Source organism: Bradyrhizobium sp. F1.13.3 (assembly GCF_040548265.1).
Taxonomy (GTDB): domain Bacteria; phylum Pseudomonadota; class Alphaproteobacteria; order Rhizobiales; family Xanthobacteraceae; genus Bradyrhizobium.
In genome coordinates, this window is record NZ_JBEPRI010000003.1 from 523,678 (window position 1) to 544,017 (window position 20,340).

General features: G+C 64.6%; 19 protein-coding genes. 11 read left to right on the forward strand and 8 right to left on the reverse strand.

Annotated elements, in window-relative coordinates; genetic code table 11:
* Positions 1-5: 5 nt before the first annotated feature.
* Positions 6-1,508 (forward strand): glycosyltransferase family 39 protein, encoded by a 1,503-nt coding sequence (locus tag ABIB66_RS12170; protein WP_354208552.1) that lies wholly within the window; start codon positions 6-8, stop codon positions 1,506-1,508.
* A 26-nt stretch (positions 1,509-1,534) separates the two neighbouring features.
* On the opposite strand, the gene ABIB66_RS12175 is transcribed toward ABIB66_RS12170, so the two are convergent.
* A complete protein-coding gene (locus ABIB66_RS12175; RefSeq protein ID WP_354208553.1) occupies positions 1,535-3,424 on the reverse strand; it encodes a CHASE2 domain-containing protein in 1,890 nt (629 codons plus the stop codon).
* A gap of 119 nt (positions 3,425-3,543) precedes the next feature.
* Positions 3,544-4,065 (reverse strand): FecR domain-containing protein, encoded by a 522-nt coding sequence (locus ABIB66_RS12180; protein WP_354208554.1) that lies wholly within the window; start codon positions 4,063-4,065, stop codon positions 3,544-3,546.
* A gap of 653 nt (positions 4,066-4,718) precedes the next feature.
* On the opposite strand from ABIB66_RS12180, the gene ABIB66_RS12185 reads away from it, so the two are divergent.
* Positions 4,719-5,792 carry a DUF2778 domain-containing protein gene (locus ABIB66_RS12185; RefSeq protein ID WP_354208555.1) on the forward strand — a complete coding sequence of 358 codons (1,074 nt, stop codon included), beginning with the start codon at positions 4,719-4,721 and terminating at the stop codon, positions 5,790-5,792.
* A gap of 74 nt (positions 5,793-5,866) precedes the next feature.
* Here the strand turns inward: ABIB66_RS12185 and ABIB66_RS12190 are convergent, their stop codons facing one another.
* Together ABIB66_RS12190 and ABIB66_RS12195 are read right to left on the reverse strand one after the other, a co-directional pair.
* The gene (locus tag ABIB66_RS12190) at positions 5,867-6,691 is read right to left on the reverse strand and encodes an SDR family NAD(P)-dependent oxidoreductase (RefSeq protein ID WP_354208556.1); all 825 of its coding nucleotides are present in this window, start codon (positions 6,689-6,691) and stop codon (positions 5,867-5,869) included.
* Positions 6,692-6,713: 22 nt separating this feature from the next.
* A complete protein-coding gene (locus tag ABIB66_RS12195) occupies positions 6,714-7,547 on the reverse strand; it encodes a MurR/RpiR family transcriptional regulator (protein WP_275170140.1) in 834 nt (277 codons plus the stop codon).
* 136 nt (positions 7,548-7,683) lie between these two features.
* Here ABIB66_RS12195 and ABIB66_RS12200 point away from each other — a divergent pair, with 136 nt between their 5' ends.
* The 7 genes from ABIB66_RS12200 to ABIB66_RS12230 all read left to right on the forward strand — a co-directional run bounded on the left by ABIB66_RS12200 (position 7,684) and on the right by ABIB66_RS12230 (position 14,598).
* Positions 7,684-8,976: an ABC transporter substrate-binding protein gene (locus tag ABIB66_RS12200; protein WP_354254863.1), complete on the forward strand. Its 1,293-nt coding sequence runs from the start codon at positions 7,684-7,686 to the stop codon at positions 8,974-8,976.
* A 105-nt stretch (positions 8,977-9,081) separates the two neighbouring features.
* Positions 9,082-10,002, forward strand: a complete 921-nt coding sequence (locus ABIB66_RS12205) for a branched-chain amino acid ABC transporter permease (protein ID WP_275170142.1) — start codon at positions 9,082-9,084, stop codon at positions 10,000-10,002.
* Between the two features lie 5 nt (positions 10,003-10,007).
* Positions 10,008-11,051, forward strand: a complete 1,044-nt coding sequence (locus ABIB66_RS12210) for a branched-chain amino acid ABC transporter permease (RefSeq protein ID WP_354208558.1) — start codon at positions 10,008-10,010, stop codon at positions 11,049-11,051.
* The gene (locus tag ABIB66_RS12215) at positions 11,048-11,791 is read left to right on the forward strand and encodes an ABC transporter ATP-binding protein (RefSeq protein WP_275170144.1); all 744 of its coding nucleotides are present in this window, start codon (positions 11,048-11,050) and stop codon (positions 11,789-11,791) included. Before ABIB66_RS12210 ends, ABIB66_RS12215 begins: the two co-directional genes overlap by 4 nt.
* Entirely contained in the window at positions 11,788-12,489 is a 702-nt protein-coding gene (locus ABIB66_RS12220) for an ABC transporter ATP-binding protein (RefSeq protein ID WP_275170145.1), read from the forward strand. The genes ABIB66_RS12215 and ABIB66_RS12220 overlap by 4 nt, the downstream gene beginning before the upstream one ends.
* Entirely contained in the window at positions 12,490-13,149 is a 660-nt protein-coding gene (locus ABIB66_RS12225) for an ATP-binding cassette domain-containing protein (RefSeq protein WP_275170146.1), read from the forward strand.
* A gap of 12 nt (positions 13,150-13,161) precedes the next feature.
* The gene (locus ABIB66_RS12230) at positions 13,162-14,598 is read left to right on the forward strand and encodes an NAD-dependent succinate-semialdehyde dehydrogenase (RefSeq protein ID WP_354208559.1); all 1,437 of its coding nucleotides are present in this window, start codon (positions 13,162-13,164) and stop codon (positions 14,596-14,598) included.
* Positions 14,599-14,616: 18 nt separating this feature from the next.
* On the opposite strand, the gene ABIB66_RS12235 is transcribed toward ABIB66_RS12230, so the two are convergent.
* From ABIB66_RS12235 to ABIB66_RS12245, 3 genes are all read right to left on the reverse strand, one after another.
* On the reverse strand, positions 14,617-15,963 hold the full coding sequence (locus tag ABIB66_RS12235) for a caspase family protein (RefSeq protein ID WP_354254864.1): 1,347 nt from the start codon (positions 15,961-15,963) through the stop codon (positions 14,617-14,619).
* A 111-nt stretch (positions 15,964-16,074) separates the two neighbouring features.
* Positions 16,075-16,713: a glutathione binding-like protein gene (locus tag ABIB66_RS12240; protein WP_354208561.1), complete on the reverse strand. Its 639-nt coding sequence runs from the start codon at positions 16,711-16,713 to the stop codon at positions 16,075-16,077.
* A gap of 13 nt (positions 16,714-16,726) precedes the next feature.
* A complete protein-coding gene (locus ABIB66_RS12245) occupies positions 16,727-17,320 on the reverse strand; it encodes a cysteine hydrolase family protein (protein ID WP_354208562.1) in 594 nt (197 codons plus the stop codon).
* Between the two features lie 131 nt (positions 17,321-17,451).
* Here ABIB66_RS12245 and ABIB66_RS12250 point away from each other — a divergent pair, with 131 nt between their 5' ends.
* Together ABIB66_RS12250 and lepB are read left to right on the forward strand one after the other, a co-directional pair.
* Positions 17,452-18,285, forward strand: a complete 834-nt coding sequence (locus ABIB66_RS12250; RefSeq protein ID WP_354208673.1) for a LysR family transcriptional regulator — start codon at positions 17,452-17,454, stop codon at positions 18,283-18,285.
* 107 nt (positions 18,286-18,392) lie between these two features.
* Positions 18,393-19,139, forward strand: a complete 747-nt coding sequence (lepB, locus tag ABIB66_RS12255) for a signal peptidase I (RefSeq protein ID WP_354208563.1) — start codon at positions 18,393-18,395, stop codon at positions 19,137-19,139.
* Between the two features lie 241 nt (positions 19,140-19,380).
* On the opposite strand, the gene groEL is transcribed toward lepB, so the two are convergent.
* Positions 19,381-20,340 (reverse strand): chaperonin GroEL (gene groEL / locus ABIB66_RS12260; protein ID WP_354254865.1); only part of this gene is annotated, 960 nt, incomplete at its 5' end.

Below are 20,340 nucleotides of genomic sequence, written 5' to 3' on the forward strand. Positions count from 1 at the left end.
TCTCGATGGGCGGGGCTGACGCGCGGATCGTCCGCAATACGGTGCTGGTGATCCTTGCGCTGGTCGGCTTGCGGCTCGTCGCAGCCGCCTTCACGCCGATCACCTTCGACGAAGCCTATTACTGGATGTGGTCGCAGAACCTCGCCGGGGGATATTACGACCACCCGCCGATGGTTGCCTACGTCATCCGCGTCGGCACCATGATCGCGGGTAATACCGAACTCGGCGTGCGCCTGGTCTCGATCCTGCTCGCGCTCCCGATGAGCTACGCGGTCTATCGCTCCGCCGTGATCCTGATCGGCGGCACGCGGGTGGCGGCGACCAGCGCCATCCTGCTCAACGTGACGCTGCTGGCCTCGGTCGGCACGCTGATCGTCACGCCCGATGCACCGCTTCTGGTTGCCTCCAGCTTCGTGCTGTTCTTTCTCGCCAAGGTGCTGGAGAGCGGCCGCGGCGTCTGGTGGCTCGCGGTCGGCGCAGCCGTCGGCGCAGCGCTACTGTCGAAATACACCGCGATGTTCTTCGGGCTGGCGATCCTGATCTGGCTCGTGACCGTGCCGAAACTGCGGCACTGGTTTCTCTCGCCGTGGCCGTATCTCGGCGGCCTCGTTGCGCTCGCGCTGTTCTCGCCGGTGATTCTCTGGAATGCCGATCATCAATGGGTCTCGTTCGCAAAGCAGCTCGGGCGCGCCAGGATCGAGGATTTTCGTCCGGTCTTCATTGCCGAGCTGATCCCGACCCAGATCGCGTTCGCAACCCCGCTGGTGTTTATCCTCGGCGCGATGGGGCTGCACGCGCTGACCTGGCGCCGGGCCGGCGCGCTGGCCTCGCGCGTGCTGATCGAGACGATGTTCTGGACCATCGTCGTCTATTTCGTCTGGCATTCGCTGCATGCCCGCGTCGAGGCAAACTGGTTCGCGCCGGTCTATCCGCCTTTCGTCGTCGCCGCGGCCGCCGCCGCCAATCTCGTGCAGTGGAAGCCGCGCCAGCGTCGCCTGGTGGCTTTTTGCCTGCGCTGGGCCGCACCCACCGGGGTCGTGATGTTTGCCGCGCTGATCGTGCAGGCCAATACCGGCTGGCTGTCCGGCTATCGCCGCGATGCGACGGTGCGAAGCGTCGGCGTCGGCTGGCGCGAACTCGCTGCCGAAATTGAAGCGGTGCGCGCCCGCAATGGTGCCACCTGCGTGCTTGCGCCGGACTACGGCACGACCGGCTGGCTCGCCTTCTATCTGCCGCCCGGCAGCTGCGTGGTGCAGCAGAACCAGCGCATCCGCTGGGCCAACATGCCCGAGCCCGATCCAAAACTGCTTGCGGGCAAGCTGATCTATGTCGACGAGCTGCGCTCTGGCGGCCATCCCGCCGTCCACGACCTCTTTGCGAAGGTGACGCAGGTCGCGCAATTGCAGCGCAAGCGCGGCCCGCTCGTGATCGAGACCTACGGCATCGATCTGCTCGAAGGCGCCAAGGGCGACGTGCTGGACCGCTCGCCACCGCCGGAAGCGCGGTAGCTCTTCGTCGGGACGACGGCGAAGGTTCAGTCGATCATCTCGGCCTTGGTCGTGGTCTGGTTCGGCCTGTCTTGGTCGCGCCAGAACCAGACGGTCACGACGCCAGAGCGGCCGCGGACCTGCGTGAGCAGAGGGCCCGACAGAACGCCGTCGGGAGCGCCCTGGAAGTCGGCCGCATCCAGCAGCGTATCGCTGAGCGCGAGCTGCGCGCCGTTCTGGACGGCAACCTCCATCAACCGACTCGCGACGTTGACGGTGTCGCCCGTCGCCGTGATGTGCTGGTGGCTTTCGCCGAGGCGCGAGGCGACGATCGGGCCGAAATGCGCGCCGATCTTGAAGCCGAGCTGATCCCTGATCGCAGGCGGCAACGACGCGATCCAGCGTTCGACGCCGCGGTGCAGGTCGATCGCGCATTTCAGCGCGCGTGCGGCGTCGTCGGGCGTTGCGCCGGGCAGACCGAACAGGATCATGGCGCCGTCGCCGAGAAAGCCGCTGATCATGCCGCCGCAATCGACCGCGGTCTTCTCGATCAGCGCGTGAAACGCTTTCAGAATGTCCTGGAGTTCGCCCGGATCGATCCGCTCGCTGAGCGCCGTGAAGCCAGAGAGATCGATGAAGACCACGGCTGCGTCCTGCCGGACGGGTTTCGACAGGAAATTCGGATCGCGCGCCAGCCACTCCTGCACGGCCGGCGCCTGGAATTGCGCGAGCGACCGGCTCTTGGCCGCGAAATATTGCGTGCGGCGGCCTCCCGCCCACAATTGCACGCCGGCAAAGACCGCAACCGGCGGTACCGCTGCGGCGAGCGTGGTTGCGGCGTTCAGCCAGACGCCGTGGGTGAACGCGAACAGATTGAAGCCGGCCCAGGCGATCATCACCGCGGCCGCCGCGACGATGCCGAGCGCGCTGCGCCGCCAGGCGAGCAGGCCGACCAGCAGCATCGGCAACAGGATCGCGATCAGCGCGTCGGCGATGTGGACCTTGCGGTCGCGCACGATGCTGTCGCCGGCGACGAGGTGGGTGATCGCGGTGGAGACCACTTCGACGCCGGGCATCAGGGAATCGAATGGCGTCGGGTAGAAATCACCGCCGCCGGCGACCGAGGCGCCGATCACGACGATGCGGTTCTCGATCGCGGAGCGTTTGAGCGTGCCGTCGAAGACGCTCTGCGCGCTGACGGTGCGGATGGTCCGGCGCGGCCCGTAATAGGTAATCGGCAGCGCGAAGTCGCTATCGGTGGGCACCGCGCGGTCGCCGAGCATCAGATGGTCCGGCGCGATCGTCAACGACTTGTCGAGCGCCCGCGCCGCGACCCGCAACGGGAATGACAGCTCGACCTTGTCGCTGGTCCGGAACAGCATCGGCACCGAGAGCGGCGAACCCGATTGTCCGGTCGCAACGTTGACGACGCCGACCTCGGCATGATCGGCGAACGCCGGCAAGGGCAGCAGGAAGCGCTCGGCCTGCGGCAGGGCGGCGAGGGGGCCTTGGCCGCTAGTCTCCACGCTCTCGCTGGCGGACGGGAAGATCGCCGCGGCGGCAAGCACCATGGGACCCGTAGCCAGCGTATTTGCCAGTGTGGCGTCGCCGATCGCAGCGCTGCGGTCGACCAGGAGCAGGTCGATAGCGACGACCTTCGGCTTGAACTGCACGATGGTGTCGACGACGCGGGCGAGATCGGCGCGCGGCAGCGGATAGCTGCCGCCGCGCTTCACGACGGTGTCGTCGATCGCGACAATGGTGACGAGATCGGGCGGAACCTGCACGCCGCGGACCTGTGTCCGCCAATCCGTCAGCGTCGCCTCGAGGCGATCGAGAAAGCGCAGATGACCGTTGGCGTGGCCGGCATAGATGCTCGCGCCCCACAGCCCGGTCAGGACGAGTGCCACCAGGATCTGAACGCGTCGGCTACTCATGTGGTCGTGTTGCAATTTTTTCTATCGTCCAAATGCTGTTCGCCGAGCCCAGGTGACCCGAACTCATTGGCCTGGTCTTATTGACCTAGTCTTATTGACCTAGTCTTATTGGCCTAGTCTTATTGACCGAGCCTTGCCATCAGCGCGTCGACGCGCGGCTGGCCCCATGTCTTGACGGTCAACGGGCCTGTCGCTTCCACATCGACCCCTTGGCCGGGGCCTAAAACGACGCCGCGCCCACGGTTCCTGCGGCTCACGCCGACACGGCCGTCGGCGACGAAGACCGAGGTCTTGGCCTCTGCGACGTCGACCGCCCATTTCGTGCCGCGCACCGCGGCGATCGCTTGCGGCGTCAGCACCTTGAAGGGATTGCCGCCGGGCTTTTTGCGCACCTCGACCAACAGCGCTTTGCTGCTCAACTCCACGGAGTCTATATGTCCGTCGCGGTTTGCGTCCTTAAGTTCAAATCTGGCACCGCTTTCGGCAACGATCGTGATGCCGTTGTCGCAGCGCCAGGTCTGCGTACCGGCAGCGGATGGCGATGCTGTGCAGCCCGCATTGGCAGGCTGCGCGGCCGCGTACCCCATCGCCAAAGACGACCACAGCAGGACGAAAAACCCCGCGTGTGCGATCCCTCTCATGCCAGCCTCCGTTTGCGTGCCAGGCACAGTTCAAGGCGATGTTGATACGGTACCGTATCACACGCAGAGGCTGCTGAAAAGTGCCGGTTGACGTAGCTATTTTCTCGCTGCGGCCTTTTCCAGTGCGGTGCAATCAACTTTCAGTCAGGGCACCGGCTTCCCCTGCGCGGTGTGATGTGGCTGCTGACAACCGCGCTGCGGCTGCGGAGAAGAGGTGCTGTGCGCACCAGCCTCGCGCAACGTTTCCCCGCTATCTTCGGGGTATCGAAGACCACGAAAACGACTTGGTTGGATGGCCTTAGAGATGCGGCCGGAGACGGTCGCCGGCAACGCCAATCCCGCCGAGAATCATAGTTAACAGACGCCCTTAAGTCCGTAGTTCTGCGGGCTTTTTTCTCAAAATAGGACAACCCGAACGGGTTGCCCCACATCTGCCCAAACTTAATCCGCATTTAACTAAAAGTGGCCTTAATGACGCTCCGACCCTCTGCGAGATGCTGTTCCCGGATCGTGACCAGCGGCGCTTCGAAGGGGGACTGAGTGACACCGTTCTGGACGCAAGGCGAATGAGTACGAGTATCGCTGCGCAAGGCATCGCGGCACGAAGGTCCAAAGGATTCTCGAGCACTTCTTATCGGAAGCCTTTCCGGAAAATGACCATCCAAAACGTGCTTGGCGCCGCCGTGATCGGCTGCGTCGTACTTGGCGCCGGCTGGACCATCTACAGCAACATCTTTGCCGCCAGTGTCTATCCGTCCGTCGGCAGCCGCGGCTACGACGAGCCCGTGATCAAGCGCGCGCCCAGGGTCGCGCTGCGCGAGGCCGGTGAGGCCGTCAAGGAAGCCTTTGCGCTCTTGCCCGACCGCTTGCAGGTGGTAGCGCCGATCTCCCGCGAGATGTTCAACGATCGCTTTGCCGCGGCTGCGACCCAAGGCGTGACATCGAATGCGGCGAGCGCCGCACCCGCAACCAGGGTCGCCGAAGCCAAGGACGCGCCGAAGCCGAGCGTGATCGCAAGGGTCGCGGAGGTTCTGAAGCCAGGTCCCGCCAAGATCGCTGACGCTGCGAAGTCCAAGCGCGGCGCTGACGCGCCGGTGCAGCTTGCCTCGGCAGATCCGGCCGAGATCGTGCCGGCGCCTGAGGCGAAGCCAAAATCGATTGCTGATCGCGCCAAGGCTGCGGTGATGTCGATCACCGGACCGCGGCAGTCGATGGTGGACAAACTCTGGGGCAAGCGCGAGCCGTCCGGCGGGCTGCTCGCCTATGCCTCGGCCGACGCCAGTGTGACCGCGTCCATCGCGCCGAGGGAGCAGAACCCCATGCTCGGCGGTTCGGCACCCTATGAGCGCGACACGGCGGTCTACGACATCTCGGCCAAGACGGTTTACTTGCCCGACGGCACCAAGCTCGAGGCGCATTCCGGCCTCGGCTCCAACCTCGACGACCCCCGCTCCTCGCGCGTCCGCATGCGCGGCGTGACGCCGCCGCACATCTACACGCTGAAGCCGCGCGAGGCGCTGTTTCACGGTGTGCCCGCGCTGCGCCTGACCCCGATTGGCGGCGAGAGCGCGATCTACGGCCGCGACGGCCTGCTCGCGCACACCTTCATGCTCGGGCCGAATGGCGATTCAAACGGCTGCGTGTCATTTAAGGATTATTACGCGTTCCTCGACGCCTACCGTAACAAAGGCATCCGCAAGCTCGCGGTGCTGGCGCGGGTGGACTAGGCTCAGTCAATTCGAGATCACGCAAAAGGGCCGCTTGCAGCGGCCCTTTTCTGTTCCGCTTTGCGGGGTGCGTTTCAGCCCGGCCAGCACTGTCCGCCGCCGTCGATCCTCAGTACCTGGCCCGAGACGAAGGCGCCCATGGGACCGGCGAAGAACTCGACAACGCGCGCGACCTCGTCGACGGTTGCGATGCGGTCGAGCGTGCCGGTCTCGACCATTCGGTCGGGGTCCACCGCGCGCGTGCCGAGGAAGCGGCCGGTGCGGGTATCTCCGGGCGCGATGCAGTTGACGGCGATGTCGTAGGGACGGAGCTGGTCGGCCAGGCATCGCGTGTAATGGGTCACGCCGGCCTTCGACACCGCATAGATCGAGCCCTGGGTACGCCCCTTGAAAGCCGCGACCGAGCCAAGCGTGACGATGCGGCCGCGTCGGCGCTCCATCATGCCGCGCGCGACCGCCTGGCATGTCAGGATGGTGCTGAGCAGGTTGCGCTCCAGCACCGCGCGCACATCGGCCTCCTTGATGTTCACTGCATCGTTCGGATCGGGCTTGCCGCCGCCGGCCGCGATATCGCCGCCGGCATTATGCACGAGAATGTCGATCGGCCCGAGTGCCGCCTCGCTCTCCGCGATGACGCGCGCGATGTCCTCGCCCTTGGTGAGATCGCCGAGCACGCGCTGGCTGCGAACGCTGAATTCCCGGCCGATCTCAGCCGCGACCGCGGTGAGGGTGGTGCCCTCGCCATACTCGGCCGGCCCGTTCTCGCGCATGCCGTGGATGGCGACGTCAGCGCCGAGTGCGGCAAGCTTCTCTGCAAACGCGCGGCCGAGCCCGCGCCCCGCGCCGGTCACCAGCGCAACTTTGCCTGCCAGAATCTTGGTGGTGTCATGCGATGTCATGATCTTGTTCCTGTTGAGACTATCAGTCTGCTGCGAGATCGAGGCCGATCGCCAACGCCTGCACGAGGCACATCGGTGCGACAAGTGTGCGTAGCGCGGGCTCAGGCATGTCCTGGATCTCGAACACGACGCTCGCGCCCTCGACGATCGGGCTCAACAGGCTGTCGGTGATGGAGATCGTAGGTACGCCACGCGCGACGAGTTCAGGAAACAGCCGCGCCGTATCCGGATAGTAGTTTCGGAAGCTGATCGCGACCAGCGCGTCGTCTGATGTCGCCGCGTGCGACTGCTCGTGAATGCTGCCGCCAAGACCGTCGAGCAGGACGACGCGCCGTCCGAGCTTGCGCAGCACGTAGGCGAGGTGGATCGCAACCGGAAACGAGCCGCCGAGGCCGAGCAGATAGATGTCACGTGCCTTGGCGAGGATCGCGGTCGCGGCGTCGAGTTCGCGCGCATGAACGGATTGGCTGAGCGTGACCAGCGCCGATTGGGCTTCCGAGACGAAGCGCGACAATACCGCGGCCGGCTGGCGGCCGAGCACTGACTTCTCCTGGCTCTTCATGCGGGCGAGGCGCGACTTGTAGCTTGGCGCGACGCCGGCAACGAGACGGGAGCGGAACACCTGCTGCATCTCGGTGAAGCCGCCGAACCCGAGCGCATGGGCGAAGCGAACGATCGCCGACGGCGGCACCCCTGAGCGCTGCGCCACCTCCGCCACGGTGCCGAGTGCGACATCGGTCGGGTGATCGAGCACGAACTCCGCGATCTGCTGCAGCCGGCCGGACAGTGCCCGGTGCCGCTGCGCAATCGCGCCGCGTAGCTCGTCATAACTCATGGCGCCAGCCGTCTTGTTCATCGAGTCGGATCTCCGGATGGGTCGCCTCTTTAACGGCATTTCACAGGTTGGATCAAATATTCTACTTTACATAACAGATGGAATGAATATTCTAATCTCACAAAAAAGCAAAAGACTTCGAAAACGGGAGGACACGATGAGAGGGCGTCAGATCTCACGGCGAAGCGTTCTGAAGGGCAGCTTGATGGCGAGTGTCATCGGCGGGACCTGTAGCTTCTTTGGGCCGTGGCAGCAGAATCATGCGTGGGCGCAAGGCGCGAAACCGATCAAGCTCGGCCTGACTTGCGATGCCAGCGGTCAATACGGCAACAGCGGCCAGGATGATTTCCGCGGCATCAAGATGGCAATCGACGAGATCAACGCCAAAGGTGGCGTACTCGGGCGCCAGGTCACTTTCATCACCGCGGACACCGAGACGACGCCAGCCACCGGCAGCCGCGTCGCCGAACGCTTCATCACCCGCGAGGACTGCACCATCCTGATCGGCGCGCTGCATTCGGGCGTCGCCAACGCCATCACGCAGGTCGCCAGCAAATACGGTGTGATCTACATGAACACCAATTCCTCCGCGCCGAGCGAAGCCGGGGGGAACTGCTCTCGCGTGAAATTCGTCTGGGACGGCAACGGCACCAATTTTTCCAAGGCGTCCGTCAAGAACGCGGTGGACTCCATCGGCAAGAACTGGATGCTGCTCACCAACGATTATGTCTGGGGTCACACGACGTCCGCCGCGACCAGGACTCAGGTCGAGAGCGCCGGCGGCAAGATCATCGACAATCTGCTGGTGCCGCAGAACACCCGCGACTTCACCGCCTATCTCCTTAAGATCCAACAAGCAAAACCCGATGTGGTGGCGACCGCGGTCGGCGGCGACGATATCAAGGCATTGCGCGAGCAGGTGGCGCAGCTCAAGCTCGACGGCAAGCCGGCCTGGATCAACAACCAGCAGGACTGGCCCGATGTGTGGGGCGCGCCCGACAGCCTGTTCGGCGTGTTCGGCACCACCTGGTATCACAAGCTGCCGCTGCCCGGCGTCGCCGAATTCGTCAAGAAGTGGCAGGCTGCCAACAAGGACGGCCCGATCCCGGTGCCGGGCAACGTCTCCTACAACGGCTACATGTCCACGCGCGAACTGCTCCGTGCGATCGAGCGGGCAGGGTCGACCAACAACGTCAAGATCATCAAGGAGCTCGAGAACCTGAAGGTCTCGGCGACCGATCGCATGCAACATTTCGACGCCTACATGGATCCGATGACGCACCAGATGCAGCAGACGATCTATCTGGCCCGGCGCAACGCCAAGCCGGCCGACAACACCGATCTGTTCGAGATCATCAGCTGGACGGAGCCGAAATCCGCCGCCGACGATGCGGCCCCCGGCAAGTGCAAGCTCACGCCCTACGAGCAGGTGCCGACCGTCGACTCCTAGAGACGGTGCGTCACATCGCGTACCGAGCGGCGCGCATCTCGCGCGCCGCGCGCCCGGACCATCGGCGTTCCGGGTGACACACGCCAGTTGCGAGAGCCAAAAACCTTGTTCGACCTTCTTCCGCATCTCCTCAACGGCCTGACGCTCGGCTTGTTGTTCGCGCTGATCGCACTCGGCTTCATGCTCATCGTCGGGCTGATGGAGCAGATCAACCTCGCGCACGGCTCTCTGTTCGCGCTCGGGGCTTATGTCGCCATGCAGCTCACGGGGCCGCGCCCGCCATTGCCGATGGAGCTTGCGAAAGCGTGGCTCGCGTTGCCGCTCGGCTGGCGCTATGCCGCCACCTTGATCATCGCGCCTGTGATCGTGAGTCTGGTCGGCATGCTGATCGAGCTCTGCATGCGGCGCACTTATGGCAAGGATCCGCTGTACGGGCTGCTCCTGACCTTCGGCGCCGCGATGGTGATCGAGGAGATGATCCGCCTGGTCTGGGGCACGCGCGACTACGTGCTGCAGGTGCCGTCCGCCATCAATGGCGGCTTCCTCTTCGGCGACCTGATCTGGTCGACCTATCGCTTCTACGCGGCGGGCATCGCGGCCGGGATCATCGGCCTGGTCTGGCTATTGATCGAAAAGACCTCGTTCGGCGCGACGGTCAAGGCCGGCGCTCATGACAGCGAGATCGTCCGTGCACTCGGCATCAACCTGTCACGATTGCGGCTGCTGGTGTTTGTGTTCGGCACGATGCTGGCCGCGATCGCGGGCATCATCGTCGCGCCAATCTGGGGCATTCGCCCGCATATGGGCGTCGATGCCGTCATTCCTGCGTTCCTGGTGATCGTGCTCGGCGGCGTCGGCAGCTTTTGGGGCGCGGTCGTCGCGGGTCTTTTGGTCGGATTGTGCGTCGGCCTTGCCGGCGCCTACGCGTCCGAATGGTCGCTGTTGTCGATGTACATCTTGCTCGTTGCCGTCGTGACGTTCCGCGCGCGCGGCCTCTGGGGCAAGAAGAGCGTGCTCGAGGCCTAAAGGGAATGATTGTGGGATCAAAATCTTCACCGGACGCCGCGCGCCTCGTGACGCCAACGATGCTGGTGCTCTGGTTCGTGCTTGCAACGGTGCCGCTCTGGATCACGCGGATCGGGCTCTATCCCTATCTCGGGATCGAGATCCTGATCTGGTCGCTCTATGCGCTCGCGTTCAACCTGGTGCTGGGCACCGCCGGACTTCCGTCGTTCGGTCATGGTGCCTATTTCGGCATCGGCGCCTATGCGTTCGGTCTCTGCCAGTTCGAATTCGTTGCCAATCTCTGGATATGTCTGATTGCCGCGGCCGCGGTCGCGGGCCTCGCCGGCGTGCTGGTGGCGTTGTTCATCTCGCACAGACGCGGCATCTATTATGCCTTCATGACGATTGCGTTCGGTCAGATCTTCTGGACGCTGGCGATCAAATCGCACCGGATCACCGGCGGCGAAGACGGCCTACTCAAGATCAAGCGGTTGCCGGCCGATTTCGGGCTCGTGTCTTTCGATCTCACTGACAATGTCGCGTTCTACTATTTCGTGCTCGCCGTCTTTGCGATCGGCACCGCCGCATTGTGGCGGCTGGTGAATTCGCCCTATGGCCGCGTGGTCGCTGCGATCAGGCAGAGCGAAGTTCGCGCAAGCCATCTCGGGTATAACGTATGGCTCTACAAGGTCGCGGTCTTTGCGCTGTCGGCTGCCGTCTCGGGCCTTGCCGGCGGATTGTTCGCCATGGCGCAGCTCGCCGCATTCCCCGACGTTATGAGCCTGCATCAATCCGGCTACGTGGTGATGATGACTCTCGTCGGGGGCGGGCTTGTCAGCTTCTGGGGCCCAGTGATCGGGGTGTTTCTCTTCCTCACGGCCCGTGACGTGATCGGCGCGCTGACCAATGCCTGGATGCTCTATTTTGGTCTGCTGTTCATCGCGATCGTGCTGTTCCGCCCCGAAGGCATCGCCGGCGCGATATCGGCTGCCGTGCAGCAGCATTCAATCGGCGCCTTACGGCAGCGCGGTACCTCGGCGATGCGGCTGCTGTTCGGGAGCGGGCGATGAACATGATCGAGGCCTCAGCCGTTCATGTCCGCTTCGGCGATCGCGTCGTGCTGGAAAGCGTCGACCTCGCGGTCGCGGACGGCGAGTTTCACGGTGTGATGGGTCCGAACGGCGCCGGCAAGACCACATTCTTCAATGTCCTTACCGGCCGGGTGAAACCAAACCGCGGTCGAGTCCTGCTCGCCGGCGAGGATGTCACGGGCCTCAGCCCGCACCGCATCGCCACCAAGGGCATCGCCCGCTCGTTTCAGATCATGACACTGTTCGACGAGTTTTCCGCGCGTGACAACGTCATGATGGGCTTGCCCGAGTTTCGCGCCCGCGGCCACGATGTCGCACGCGCGGCGGCGGGCGACAGCCGGTTTGCCGCGAAGTCCTCCGAAGCGCTGGCGGCCGTCGGGCTTGCCGACAAGGGCGACATCCGCGCCAAGGACCTGTCCTATGGCGATCGGCGGGCGCTGGAGATCGCGGTCGCCTTGGCGCAGGCGCCCCGCGTGCTGTGCCTGGACGAGCCGACCTCCGGCCTCGGCTCCGATGGGGTGCAGCGGCTCGCTACCCTGATCGCTCGTCTGAAGGGGCGGCTGACTATCGTCGCCATTGAGCACGATATGGAGTTCCTGTTCTCGTTGGCTGACCGTATCTCGGTCATCCATTGGGGCCAGGTGGTGGCGCGCGGGACGCCACACGAACTGCAGCAGAACGAATGGGTTCGGCGCTCCAATCTCGGGAAATTCGCATGATCCTCGAAGTGGACGCGGTCGATACCTTCTACGGCGAGACCCAGGCGCTGTTCGGCGCATCGCTCGCCATCGAGCGCGCCAAGGTGTTTGCGCTGCTCGGCCCCAACGGCGCCGGCAAGACGACCATGCTCCGCTCGATTCTCGGCCTGACGCGCCCGCGCCGCGGCTCCGTTTGCTTCGACGGTCACGACGTCACGCGCAATCCCACCCACGAGATTGCGCGCGCCGGCATCGGCTGGGTACCCGACGACCGCCGGCTGTGCCCGACATTGACGGTCGCGCGCAACCTGTCGATCGCGCAAAAGCGTACGCGCTTTCGCCACTGGAGCATCAAGGAGGCCGCTGCGATCTTCTCGCCGCTCGAATATCTCATGGAGCGCGACTGCGAAAATCTGTCGGGTGGCGAAATGCAGATGGTGGCGATCGCCCGCGCGCTGGTCGGCTCGCCGGGACTGGTGTTGTTCGACGAGCCGAGCCAGGGACTGGCGCCGAAAATCGTCGGCGACGTGCTCGCGACGATCTTGCGCATGAAGGACGAGGGCATTGCCTCGCTGGTTGTGGAGCAGAACGCCGAGATCGCGCTATCGGTCGCAGATCATGCCGCGGTGATCGATCGCGGCCGGATCGTCTGGACCGGGGAGGCCGCGGCCTTGCGCGATGATCGCGGGCTTCGTCAGCGCTTGCTGGGAGTACAATAAGTGGCCGCACCGCTGCTCGTTCTCGACGACGTTCGGAAGGTTTATACGCGGGGCCGCGTGATCCGCCGACCGACATTCTCGCTACAGGCAAGCCTGTCGCTGGACGAGCCTGAAATCGTCGGTGTCGTCGGCCCGAATGGGGCCGGCAAGACGACCTTATTCGAAATGATGACGGGCTCGAACGCACCGACCTCGGGGCGCGTGCTGGTTGCGGGCACCGATATCCATGGCGTCAAATATCGCGAGCGCGACCGGCTCGCGATCCACTATCACCAGTCGTATCAGGTCCGGCGCTTTCGCAAGCGCATTCCGTCCGCCTTGCTGGCGCCGTCGCCGACCCGGACGCCGCTGGTTCATCTGTTCGATGAACCGCAGTTCAACCTGCAGGATGGCTATATCGGCTTCATGCTCGATTTCTTCCGCAAGCTGCGCGACGAGGGTCGGCTGGTCATTCTCTGCATGCATCCGACGGCGGCCTGGCACCTCGACATCCTCGCCGAGATCGCCGGGCGATTCCTGTTCGTGGCCGGCGGTGGGGTGACACCCATGGCGAATTTCGGCGCTCTCGTCGCAGATCCGCGCTGTCGCTCTTATCTCGGGCCGGAAATGACCAAGGCGGCGGATGCGATTTGTCACGGCGCCGTTCACAGCTCGACCTAAAAGGAGAATCCGTTGGCCTATTCGAACACCCAGCTTTTCATTGGCGGCAAATGGCGACCGGCCCATTCGGGCAAGGTGATCGAGGTGCGCAATCCCGCGACCGAAGAGGTGATCGGGACCGTCGCCCATGCCGGGCGGTCCGACCTCGACGAGGCGCTGGCCGCAGCTGGTGCCGGCTTCAAGATCTGGCGAAACGTTGCCCCCTTCGAGCGCTGCCGCATCATGCGCAAGGCCGCCGCGATCATGCGCGAGCGCAATGACGAGATCGCGCCGCTGCTCACGATGGAGCAGGGTAAGACTCTTGGCGAGGCCAAAATGGAGGCGATGGCCGCCGCCGATGTGATCGAGTGGTTTGCGGAAGAAGCCAAGCGCGCTTATGGCCGGCTGATCCCCGCGCGGGGGCCGGACATCTACCAGCTCGCGATCAAGGAGCCGGTCGGCCCCGTCGCGGCGTTCACGCCCTGGAATTTTCCGATCAATCAGGTCGTGCGCAAGCTCTCCGCCGCTCTCGGCGCCGGCTGCTCGATCATCGTCAAGGCCCCGGAGGAGACGCCGGCCTCGCCCGCACAGCTGATCCGCGCATTTGCGGACGCTGGCGTGCCGGACGGCGTCATCAACCTGGTCTACGGTGTGCCCTCGGAGATCTCCGAATATCTCATTCCGCATGCGGTGATCCGCAAGATCTCGTTCACGGGCTCGACCCATGTCGGCAAGCAGCTCAATGCGCTCGCTGGCCTGCACATGAAGCGCGCCACCATGGAGCTCGGCGGTCATGCGCCCGCGATCGTTTTCAAGGACGCCGACGTCGCATCGGCGGCGAAGATTCTGGCGGCAGCAAAATATCGCAATGCCGGGCAGGTTTGCATCTCGCCGACGCGGATGCTGGTGCAGGATGACGTGTTCCGTGAATTCGTCGACACCTTTGTCGACAGCGCCAAGACATTCAAGGTCGGCAACGGCCTCGATCCCGAATCCAAAATGGGCTCGCTCGCCAATCCGCGCCGCGTCACCGCCATCGAGGGCATGGTGCAGGATGCCGTCGGCAAAGGCGCAAAACTCGAGACCGGCGGCAAACGCGTCGGCAACAAGGGCCATTTCTTCGAGCCGACCGTGGTGAGCGACGTGCCAAAGGATGCGCGTGCCATGAACGAGGAGCCGTTCGGCCCGCTCGCGCTGATCTCGCGCTTCTCGTCGTTCGACGAGGTGGTCGAGGAGGCCAACCGGCTGCCGTTCGGGCTGGCGTCCTATGCCTTCACCAGCTCGGCGAAGACGGCGGCCGCGATCGGTTCGGCGGTCGAAGCCGGCATGATGTCGATCAACAATTTTGGTCTCGCGCTACCCGAAGTGCCGTTCGGCGGCATCAAGGATTCCGGCTACGGCTCGGAAGGCGGCACCGAGGCAATGGAGGGCTATTTCAATACCAAATTCATCAGCCAGAGCGGCGTGTGAACGCCGGACGATGCGCGATCAGCGTTTGACAAAGACGAGGCCGCAGGCGCGTGCCTCGTTGCGCTTGCCGGTGCCGCGGGTGCGATCGAACTGCGCATCGACCGTAAAGGCGTAGGGCGAGCCGGGCGCGAGGTTGTTGAGGGTGTAGGTGCTCGCCCCCGTCGTACCGCGCGCGCTCAAAGTCGTCTTGCCGTCCGCGGGGACCTGACCATCGATCTCCAGGCGGTTGACGGCGCCCTGGCTCTGAGCGTCAGCGTGAAACACGCCGTTCGCGACCGTGGCAGACAGGGCTCGGGTGAAGCCCTGCGCCTTGCCGGTCGGCGGGCAGTTCAACGTCACGTCCCAATTGCCGTCGAAGTCCTTGGTGCTACGGGGATTGCCGGTTGCCGGCGCGAGCGCCACTTTTTGCTTCAGGCCCTCAATCCGCGCCTTGGCAAGCGTGGCGAAGATGCAATTCGGAAATCTCGTGAGATGGTCCTCGTAGGCGCCAAGCGTGCCGATGCCGTCCGCGGCCTTCCAGTGCGCTTCTGCTGCCGCGCAAGGGTCAGCCCGGGGTGCGGCTTGCGGCGCCGCTGGCGCCACCGTGACCGACACCGGTCCGTTCAGGTAGAACTTGCCGATGATCGACAGCGACAGCTCCGGGAGTTGGGTCTTTCCGCTGGAATCGTAGACGTCGCTGCTGATGTCGCGAAAGACCTCGCCGATCTCTTGCGGCTCTTCGATGTGCTTCAGGAACGCCGTCGTATAGGGGCTGTTGCGACCGCTGCCATCGGCCGCGGTCTGCCCGGACTGGGTTGAGAACGACACGATCGTGCCGCGCGGTGCTTCGACTTTCGACAAGCCCCGCCCGATCGAGGCGGCGCGAGTCGTAGAGCGCTTCAGCATGTCGGCCAGTGGATTGTCGCGGCAGGAATCCAGAATGAGGATGCGCAGGTTCTTGGCCTGCTGCAGATCGTTCACGATGTCGTCCACCCGCACGAAGCGCTTCAGGTCGGCTTCGTCGCTCAGCACGGCATCGACAGGCATCAGATAGTTCACGCCGTTGTACTGCATCGCATGGCCGCTGTAGTAGAACATCGCGACGTCGGCCTTGCTCGCGGCGCGCGCGAAGCGGATGGTGAGGTCCTGCATGTCGGCCTGGCGCAGGTCGATGCCCTGGAGCACCTCGAAGCCGCTGCGCTTGAGCGAGGCGGCGACGTCTTCGGCATCGTGCGACGGATTGGGAAGCTTCGCCGTACTGGCATAGGCGCCATTGCCGATCACCAGCGCGACGCGGGTTTCCGCCGATGCAGGTGCAAGGAAAAGCCAGCAGGCCAGGAGGGTGAGGCAAAGTCCGGCCGGGCAAAATCTGGAAAGAGCACGCATGAATGCCTTCCAAGGAAATGTCGAAAAATATCCTTCCAGATTAGCGCATGCCGCGCCGACATCAATGCCCTGCCAGAGAAAACGCCCGGATTTCGGGCCCGTGACATCCTGTCACGCCGGGCTCGCCGCCATCGTCTTGCGCACAGCCATTTCGGTCGCAATCGCGTCCCGGACGGCCGGTCGCGCCTGCATGCGCGCGAGGTACGCCGACAACGATGGCCATTGCGCGATGTCGACGCCCGCCGGCCGGAGCAGCAGCAAAGCCCAGGTGAGGTGGGCATCCGCGACGGTGAAGCTGTTGCCGACGAGGAATTCGCGGTCCGCCAGATGCGTCGCAGGCATCGATAATGTCTGCGCTATCCTTGCACGCGGCTTGGCGAGCGAGGCGTCGTCCTTGTACCAGAAGGTTGGAAACAGGAATGCCTTGTGGATCTCGGCCCCCATGAAGCTCAGCCATTCCTGGAGACGGTAGCGGTCGGGATCTCCGAACGCGGGTGCAAGGCCCGCCTGCGGCTTCAGATCGGCGATGTATTGCAGCACCGCGGCGCTTTCGGTCAGCCGTTCGCCATTCTCCAGCACCAGGACCGGCACGGCGCCCTTCGGCGAAACGCCGAGGAAATCGCTGCCGTCGTCGACGACCTGCTTGGTCTGGAGACGGACCGGATGATAGCGGGCCTCGATGCCCGCTTCCATCAGCGCGATGCGGCTCGCAAGCGAGCAGGCCATCGGAGAGAAATAGAGTTGCAGCATCGCCCACGCTCCTTCAGGTCAGCGCCTCGGTTTGCGCGATGATCGCAAACCGGTCCGACAATTCGGCCAGAGCGACCTCGTGGATGAGCCTTGCGGAGAGCGCTCCACCGCGGCCGTCGGGAAGATCGCGCGTGGCACAGGCATCGGCTGCGATCGTTGTGCGCAGGCCGAGGTCGAGCGCGGCGCGGGCCGTCGAACTGATGCACATATGAGTCATGAAACCGGCCAGCACGATGTTGGTGCGGCCGGTTGCGGCCAGCCGGACCTGCAGGTCGGTGCCGGTAAAAGCGTTCGGCAGCGCCTTTTCGATCACGGCTTCGCCGGCGAGCGGCGCCACGTTCCTGACGATCGCGCCGCGCGCGGCCTCACGGTCGAACAGGCTGCCGGCACGTCCCTTGTGCGCGATATGGAGGATTGCAGCGCCGCTTGCCCTCGCGCGCGCGAGCAGGCGCGCGGCGGCGGCGATCGCGGGCTCCGCATCCGGTAAGGCGAGCGGGCCGGCGCAATATTCGTTCTGGATGTCGATCAGGACGAGGCAGGAATCGGCGAGCCTGGGCGGAGTGAGATCGGCGCCGGACAATTCGAGCAGGGTTTTTGGGGTGGTCATGCGGGTCGGGCCTTCCTGGCGGATATCTGATGCGCGACACTAGCGCGGCGGCAGCCTGCCAATGTGCAGGACTATTGCAGCATATGGCTGCAAATTTGCAGGAGCCGGTCGTGCCTGCTAGGCTCATCGCCATGAACTGGGACGATCTGCGCATCATCGCCGCGGTCAGGGACGAGGGCACCTATGCCGGCGCCAGCGCACGGCTGCGCATCGACGAGACCACCGTCGGCCGCAGGCTTGCACGGATCCAGCGCGATCTCGGCGTGCCGCTATTCGATGCGGTGGACGGCCAGCGCTGGCCGACGCGCCATTGCGAGGCGGTGCTGGCGCATGTCGAGGCGATGGCCGCACATGCCGCCAAGATCGGTCGCGTCGGCGAGAGTCTGTCAGGGCCGGTGGGACGCCTGCGTATCGCCTCCACCAACACGGTCGCCGAGGGGGTTCTGTCGCCGCGCGCGAGCGACTTCCTGCACGACAATCCCGGCCTGACGCTGCAATTCCTCACCTCGAGCGAGAACGTCAAGTTCTCGCGCTGGGAAGCCGATCTTGCTATCCGGCTGCGCAAGCCCGACAAGGGCGACTTCGCGATCTCCAGGCTCGGTGACGTCAAGCTCTATTATTTCGAGCCTGTTACGACCGAGGGCGAGCCGATGCTGTGCGCCTATCCCGACGAGCTCGGTGCCATTCCCGAGATGCAATTCCTGCGCACGAAGAAAGCCCGCGCGCGCTGCGTCACCGACAACGTTCGCGTCATCCGTAACCTGATCCGCGCACGTCAGGCCGCCGGGGTGTTGCCGGAGTACGTCTGCGCGGACTTGCTCGGCGATCGCCGCCTGTGCGCCACACTGCTGCCTGGGCGCCGCGACGTCTGGCTGCTGGTGCAGAACCATCTCAAGCGCGATCCGGCGACGCGGCTCACCATCGAATGGATCCGCCGCTGCTTCAGCGATCTCGCGCGCGGCTGATTGCGACCCGTGAACGCGATCCGCGCGCGGCGCGACCAAGCTATGGGATTGCGCGCGCGAGGGTTGCGTAATCTCGCAACGACTACGGGCTTGATCAGGGCAGGCGCATGACCACTCTCCAGGAAACCATCCACCCGCAGCCCAAGGTGCGGGAATGGAAGGCGATCGTCATCCTGATCCTCCTGATCCCGGTGCTGTGGTCGCCGCCGTTCCTGTTTCGCTTCTTTCTGTTCCAGCCGTTCAACATCCCGTCCGGCTCGATGACGCCGACGCTGGTGGTCGGCGACTACGTCTTTGCCGCAAAATATGCCTATGGCTATGGCCGCTATTCGTTTCCTTTCGCGCCGTCATGGATCTCTGGGCGTTTCCGGGCCACCGAGCCCGCGTATGGCGACATCGTCGTGTTCCGGACGCCAAAGGACACCTCAGTCGACTATGTCAAGCGCGTGGTCGGGCTGCCCGGTGATCGCATCCAGATGCGGCAGGGCCAGCTCATCCTCAACGACCGCCCGGTGACACGCGTTGCTCTGAAGGCGGTGGTTGCCGGCTCCACCTGCGGCGTGGATGACGGTGCGAAGGCCAAGCGCTGGCGCGAGAAGCTGCCGAACGGCGCGTCCTACGTCACGCAGGACTGCGTCGACAACGGCTACTACGACAACACCGACGTCTACACGGTGCCGCCGGGCCATTTCTTCGTGCTCGGGGACAATCGCGACAACTCGAGCGACAGCCGCGCGATGTCGTCGATCGGATTCGTGCCGATGGACAATCTGGTCGGCAAGGTGACGCGGATATTCTGGTCGCTCGACCAACACGGCGAGCCGCATCTGGAGCGGCTGGGGAAGGTGTGGTGAGGCCCCGCCCGCCATCCCGGGGGCAGTGCGCGGCGCCTGCATGACATGAGTTCGTATCCTGGATGGAGCGCAGCGTAATCCAGGAGAACTGCCTGCGCCGGACACCGTGCCCCGGATTGCGCGGCGCTCCATCCGGGCTAAGGGCTGTGATCATGGGGCGCGCGAAGCGATCCTGCGAAAACAAAAACCCCGGCATCGCTGCCGGGGTTTCGCATTTTGTCGTTTGCCGGAATGGCTGGACTTAGAAGTCCATGCCGCCCATGCCGCCGCCCGGGGGCATCGCCGGACCGGCGCCGCCCTTCTTGGGCAACTCGGCGACCATGGCTTCCGTGGTGATCAGGAGCGCCGCAACCGAGGCTGCGTTCTGGATCGCGGTACGGACCACCTTGGTCGGGTCGATGATGCCCTTCTTGACGAGATCGACATATTCGCCGGTCTGGGAGTCGAAGCCGTAGGCGTACGACTTGTTCTCGAGGACCTTGCCGACGATCACGGAGCCGTCTTCACCGGCGTTGATCGCGATCTGGCGAGCGGGCGCGGAGAGCGCCTTGCGCACGATCTCGACGCCGGTCTTCTGGTCGTCGTTCTTGGTGCGCAGGCCCTTGAGCTGCTCGGAGGCACGGAGCAGGGCGACGCCGCCGCCCGGAACGATACCTTCCTCGACCGCAGCGCGGGTCGCATGCATCGCGTCATCAACGCGATCCTTGCGCTCCTTCACCTCGACCTCGGTCGCGCCGCCGACGCGGATCACCGCGACGCCGCCCGCGAGCTTGGCAAGACGCTCCTGGAGCTTCTCACGGTCGTAGTCCGAGGTGGTCTCCTCGATCTGCGCCTTGATCTGCGCCACGCGCGCTTCGATGTCGGCCTTCTTGCCGGCGCCGTTGACGATCGTGGTGTTCTCCTTGTCGATCATCACCTTCTTGGCGCGACCGAGCATGTTGAGCGTGACGTTCTCGAGCTTGATGCCGAGATCTTCCGAGATCGCCTGGCCGCCGGTCAGGATCGCGATGTCCTGCAGCATGGCCTTGCGGCGATCGCCGAAGCCCGGAGCCTTGACGGCCGCGACCTTGAGGCCGCCACGCAGACGGTTCACGACCAGGGTCGCAAGCGCTTCGCCTTCGACGTCCTCGGCGACGATGACCAGCGGCTTGCCGGTCTGCACCACGGCCTCGAGCAGCGGGAGCAGCTCGTTCAGCGAGGA